The sequence below is a fragment of the Lysinibacillus sp. NPDC097868 genome, assembly GCF_044761135.1.
Taxonomy (GTDB): Bacteria; Bacillota; Bacilli; order Bacillales_A; family Planococcaceae; genus Lysinibacillus.
Window position 1 is genome coordinate 1 of sequence record NZ_JBIWBS010000013.1, and the last position, 5,633, is coordinate 5,633.

The 5,633-nt window shown below is 38.0% G+C and carries 4 protein-coding genes, 1 tRNA gene and 1 rRNA gene; 3 read left to right on the forward strand and 3 right to left on the reverse strand.

What is annotated here, in order from left to right:
- Positions 1–16 precede the first annotated feature (16 nt).
- Positions 17–88 (forward strand) — tRNA-Glu (locus ACIQXJ_RS24045).
- A gap of 103 nt (positions 89–191) precedes the next feature.
- On the opposite strand, the gene nadA is transcribed toward ACIQXJ_RS24045, so the two are convergent.
- The 3 genes from nadA to nadB are packed head-to-tail and all read right to left on the reverse strand — an operon-like array spanning position 192 to position 3,685.
- On the reverse strand, positions 192–1,295 hold the full coding sequence (gene nadA, locus ACIQXJ_RS24050) for a quinolinate synthase NadA (RefSeq protein WP_403058621.1): 1,104 nt from the start codon (positions 1,293–1,295) through the stop codon (positions 192–194).
- Positions 1,282–2,142 (reverse strand): carboxylating nicotinate-nucleotide diphosphorylase, encoded by an 861-nt coding sequence (gene nadC, locus ACIQXJ_RS24055; protein WP_403058624.1) that lies wholly within the window; start codon positions 2,140–2,142, stop codon positions 1,282–1,284. Before nadC ends, nadA begins: the two co-directional genes overlap by 14 nt.
- On the reverse strand, positions 2,099–3,685 hold the full coding sequence (nadB, locus tag ACIQXJ_RS24060; protein ID WP_403058626.1) for an L-aspartate oxidase: 1,587 nt from the start codon (positions 3,683–3,685) through the stop codon (positions 2,099–2,101). The genes nadC and nadB overlap by 44 nt, the downstream gene beginning before the upstream one ends.
- 99 nt (positions 3,686–3,784) lie before the next feature.
- On the opposite strand from nadB, the gene ACIQXJ_RS24065 reads away from it, so the two are divergent.
- Both ACIQXJ_RS24065 and rrf read left to right on the forward strand, forming a co-directional pair.
- Entirely contained in the window at positions 3,785–4,867 is a 1,083-nt protein-coding gene (locus tag ACIQXJ_RS24065) for a cysteine desulfurase family protein (RefSeq protein ID WP_403058629.1), read from the forward strand.
- Between the two features lie 677 nt (positions 4,868–5,544).
- Positions 5,545–5,633, forward strand: a 5S ribosomal RNA gene (gene rrf, locus ACIQXJ_RS24070); the annotation flags it as partial.

Genomic DNA, 5,633 nt, shown 5'->3' on the forward strand with positions numbered 1-5,633 from the left:
CTCCTTCTCCGCCATTGGCCCCTTGGTCAAGCGGTTAAGACACCGCCCTTTCACGGCGGTAACACGGGTTCGAATCCCGTAGGGGTCATACTAAAGCACAGTCGATGTAATTGTTTACATCGACTGTGCTTTTTTTAATAGAAGAAATACGAAAAATCGTCTACCGCTAAATCGGTAGACGATTTTTTTTCTTACGCACGTGACAGCATTCTGTCAAGAGAGCTACGAGCTTCTTTTGCCGTTGACGTATCCACTTGAATACGGTTATGTGGCATGCCCTGATCAATGCTTTCAAGTGACCACAGTAAATGTGGAAGGTCAATGCGATTCATTGTAAGACAAGGGCAAAAGTTTTCGTTTAAAGAAATAATGTGTTTATCGGGATGTTGTTGAATAATGCGGTTTACTAGATTCATTTCTGTTCCAATTGCCCACGCTGATCCGCTTGGAGCATTATTAATAGTATCAAGGATATATTTTGTAGAGCCTGCATCATCTGCAGCAGCTACGACTTCACGGCTACATTCAGGATGTACGATAATACGCATATTTGGATTTGATTGACGAACCATTGCAGTATGTTGCACTGTAAATCCTTCATGGACCGAGCAGTGCCCTTTCCACAATATTACTTGAATATTATCTGGCGATTGATCTGTTTCAAGCGTATTCGTATGTGGATTCCATACGGCCATATTTTCGAGTGGCACACCTAAATCGAACGCTGTATTTCTTCCTAAATGCTGATCTGGTAAAAATAAAATACGTTGTTTTTGTGAAAATGCCCATTTTACCATTTCTTTTGCATTGGAGGAGGTTACACAAGCGCCACCGTGACGTCCAGTAAATGCTTTAATTGCAGCAGTAGAATTAACATATGTTAACGGCAAAATTGTATTGCCGAAAAGTTGCTGTAGAATAGGCCATGCTTGTTCTGTTTGATAAATATCTGCCATGTCAGCCATCGAACACCCTGCACGCATATCAGGTAAATAGACATGTTGCTTCTCAGTAGTGAGCATATCGGCTGTCTCTGCCATAAAATGCACACCACAAAAAACGATATGCTCAGCTTCTTTATTGGCAGCTGATACTTGAGCAAGCTGTAAGGAATCCCCTGTAGCATCAGCAAATTGTATTACTTCATCTTTTTGATAGTGATGTCCAGGTATAAAGAGTTTCTTACCTAGCTTTTTTTTAATAGCTCGAATACGAGATTCCATTTCTTCTGTTGATAATGTTCGATAATGCTCAGGAAGTAGGGAGGTTTGTTGTAGTAAACTAGTGATGGACAAGTGTATGCTCTCCTTTCATTTGTACAAGTGCGCTAATATCAAAAGCTTTTACGGAATGAGTTAATGCACCTAATGAAATCCATTGAATACCTGACTTTGCATAAGCATTGAGGTTTTCTAATGTAATTCCACCAGAAGCTTCAGTAGCGATATGTGCTGGTACAATTTGAAGCCAAGCACGTATTTCTTCAGGTGTACGATTATCGAACATAATAATGTCCGCCCCAGCTAATATAGCTTCTTCTAATTGTGCTTTCGTTTCAATCTCCACTTCAATTTTTACAGTGTGCCCAATTTTCTTGCGAGCAGTTTGTACGGCTTCTTTAATACTTCCTGCAAAAGCAATATGATTATCCTTGAGCATAATAGCATCGTATAAGCCACTTCGGTGATTATAGGCACCTCCTACTCGTACAGCGTATTTATCGAGCATACGTAATCCAGGAATTGTTTTGCGTGTATCGCAAATTTTCGCAGAGGTTCCTACTGTTTCACGAACTGCTAAATTGGCTGCAGTGGCGATAGCAGACATGCGTTGAATAAGATTTAAAATCACTCGCTCACCTAATAATAATTTTTGTAGAGGTCCTTTAATAACAGCAAGAACATCTCCGTAATTCACGGCATCACCATCATTTTTATGCATAGTTATATGCATGGAAGGATCGAGTATCCGAAATCCATGTTCGATAATAGGTGTTCCACAAAAAATGCCACTGTCTTTTGCATAAAAGGAAAAAGAACCTATTTGGTCAAATGAAAAGATAAGCTCGCCTGATAAATCCCCATCTCCTATATCTTCATTAAAAAATTGCTTGAGCATTTCCTCGAGTTTGATGATATTCATATAATGAATTCCTCACTTTCATTTGTCCTTGTTGAAAAATAATCCAGCGCTGTGCCCACTTAGCTTCATTGTTAGGCTTATCATTCCGAATGTGAGCACCACGAGTTTCTGTTCGTGTGATGGCAGCATGTACCATCAATGATGCAACAATATGCATCATGTAAAGTTCAAGTTGTTGTTGATTTAAGTTCATTACATTAACTTGACGTAGATTTTGTAACGAAGGTAGCTGTTCTATCAAAAGCTGCATATCCAAAGGGTCTCGGACGATGCCTAATGAGTGCATCATTGTTTGTTGTAAGTTTTCCTTTGTTAATAAAGCAGGCATGGATTGGTGGTAATTAGCAATAGCAAGCGTGAAATTAGTTTGTTTACAACCAGTTTGTATAATAAATTGAGCCATTTTTTGACCGAATGTTATGCCTTCAAGTAATGAATTGCTAGCTAAACGGTTTGCACCATGAACCCCTGTACAGGCAACCTCACCAACTGCATAGAGATTAGAAATCGATGTTCTTCCCGTATCATCAGCAATCACACCTCCCATTAAAAAATGGCTGCCTGGAGCTACAGGAATTAGGCCGTTTTGTAAATTAATACCGTTATCCATGCAAAGTTTTGTAATAGTAGGGAATTTATCATCAAATTCATGAATGCTTGAAATATCAATAAACGTTTCTTGCCCCGATGTGCGTTCAGTATATAACTTGTGTGCAGTAATATGACGTGGTGCTAAATCGAGCAATGGATGCACACCTGCCATAATTGGCTGACGTTCTGCATTAACAAAAATTCCCCCAGCACCCCGAACAGCTTCAGAAATCAATCCTTTCGCCTCGCCATTACACCATAATAGACTTGGATGAAATTGCATAAATTCCATATCACTGATGGCAGCACCAGCACGATATGCTAATGCAATACCGTCTCCAGTATTCGTGGCATAGTTAGAAGTGCTTGAGTAGAGAGCACCCGCACCACCAGAAGCAAGAATGACGTGATGAGCAAAATAACGTTTTATTCCTGTTTCGCTTTTTGTCAGTACACCAATACATGCACCATCCGTGTTCAATAACAATTCAAAGGCCATCTCATTGCTAATAATGCGAACGTTTGGAGAGAGGTGCTGAAGCAAGTAATCAATCAGCACTTGACCAGTCCTATCACCACCGGCATGTAAAATGCGATGATGGCTATGTGCTCCTTCTAAGCCAAGGGCAGGTTCGCCATTTTCTTGTCGATCAATTGGTAATCCATCTAATAGCAGTTGCTGGATAATCGTCATTCCATCTTTGATAAGTACATCAACAAATTTGTTTTCATGATGGTATTCACCAGCAGACAGTGTATCAGTGATATGAAACTTTATATGATCTTCTGGACTAGTAACAGCAGCTATTCCTCCTTGTGCACGATAAGAGCTACTTATTTTAACAGAGGATTTGGTAACAATCTGTACTTGAAAATACTGTCCGAGTAGTCGTGCAGCTTGAAGAGACGCAATGCCGCTACCAATAATGAGTATGTCTGTCTTTACATCCATAACTATACCTTCTTTACAGTTGTCTTGACACATATCTTTACATAAAATAAAAAGGAAAACAAGACTTGATGACTAGAAAGGGAGAATAAGATGATTTATATGGATTATGCAGCAACCTCTCCAATGTCGAGTAATGCACTTCAGGCTTATTGTGATGTTGCAAAACGGTATTATGGAAATAGTGCGAGCTTACACGATTTAGGAGGACAAGCAAATTATTTTGTTGAGCAGGCAAGGGCTATAGTAGCAAGGACTCTCGGTGTAGAATGTGATGGGATAATTTTTACGGGGAGCGGAACAGAGGGAAATTTACTATCAATTTTGTCACTAGCTTTAGCTTCAAAAAAAGGCAAGCATATTATTTCATCACAGGCTGAACATACATCCGTTCACGCAGCATTAAATACACTTGAAAAAATGGGGTTTACTATCACAAAATTACCTTTACAGCTTGATGGATGTATTGATGTAGAACAAGTTCGTGAGGCGTTAAGGGAAGATACAGCATTAATAACGATTCAACATGTAAATTCCGAAATAGGTTCCATCCAACCTGTAGAAGAAATTGCCGCAATAGCAAATAATGAAAATATATTGTTCCATGTAGATTGTGTGCAATCCTATTGTAAACTAGCAACAAATTCATTTAGTGTATACGTAGATGCGATGACGATTTCAGCCCATAAAATAGGAGGACCAAAAGGGTGTGGGGCTGTTTTTATAAATCCGAAAATTCGAGTTCCAGCATTAACGCCTGGTGTAACGCATGAACGAGGTTTACGTGGGGGAACATTAGATACACCTGCCATAGTTGCATTTGCGACAGCCATTGAAAATTATCAATACGAGCGTCAACATTATAATTTGCTGCGCCAATATTTACGAAAAAATTTACCTTCAGCTTGTCAATTGATTGAATGTGACAATCAACTACCTAATATATGTGGCTTGATAATGGAAAAAGTAGAAGGGCAATATGTATTGTTAAAGTTAAACGAGGCAGGTATTTGTATTTCAACTGGTAGTGCCTGTGATATACACAGTGAATCAGGTACGAAAGCAATTTTATCAATGGGCTATACGATGGAGGAGGCACGTCAATTTTTTAGAATATCCTTTGGACCAACAACAACATTCGAAGAAATTGATCAATTACTTGCTGCTCTTACTAATGTTTTGTGAAATACTAAACGAGAAAATATAAATGGTAGGGAATTATTTTATTAAAAAGCTTTAGATTTTCACTCACAGTCGCCACTTTTAGCGAAAATCAAAGCTTTTCTTAAAGTATGATAAACGAAATACATTGAAAGGTAGGAGAATGAATTTGGAAGGTGTTAATAATAGAAATAGATGTTCATAAAGGGATGCTAGATTGTAACATAGTAATGTGAACTTTACGTAATACCTACAGAAAGCTAACATCTGCATTTTTAATTGTTACGAAGTAGTTTTAACTACGAGATTAATGGGGAAACTGTAATGAGGCAAGTTCGAGATGTGCTCTTGAATTGTTTAGCGCTAGACTGTTGTCAAAAGGATAGTAGTTGTGTTTAGTAGTATAAATATATTCTTAGTTTTCTTTATACTATTTGTTAATAAGCTAAACTTTTTAATTTTTATGTAATAAAATGTTTTCTTTTGAAAAAACAATTGCTATAATGATTAGCAGAGCGATTATTTCTCTCACATAACAAAAATATCTTCAAAAAGTAGTAATTTCTTTTTTTTATAAAAAAGGGTTGCATTATGTTGATAAACGTTATACAATAATTCTTGTCTTGAAGGACAGGTAAACAACTTCAAAACGAAATACATAGGGGTTTCAAGATACGTTATAAATTGGAAACCAAAAATAGTCTAGTGATGATGGCAAAGAGGTCACACCCGTTCCCATACCGAACACGGAAGTTAAGCTCTTTAGCGCCGATGGTAGTTGGGGGCTTCC

Excerpts from the sequence above, each read along its gene's own strand:
- nadB (WP_403058626.1), bottom strand. The coding sequence starts at position 3,685 with ATGGATGTAAAGACAGACATACTCATTATTGGTAGCGGCATTGCGTCT.
- ACIQXJ_RS24065 (WP_403058629.1), top strand. The coding sequence starts at position 3,785 with ATGGATTATGCAGCAACCTCTCCAATGTCGAGTAATGCACTTCAGGCT.
- nadC (WP_403058624.1), bottom strand. The coding sequence starts at position 2,142 with ATGAATATCATCAAACTCGAGGAAATGCTCAAGCAATTTTTTAATGAA.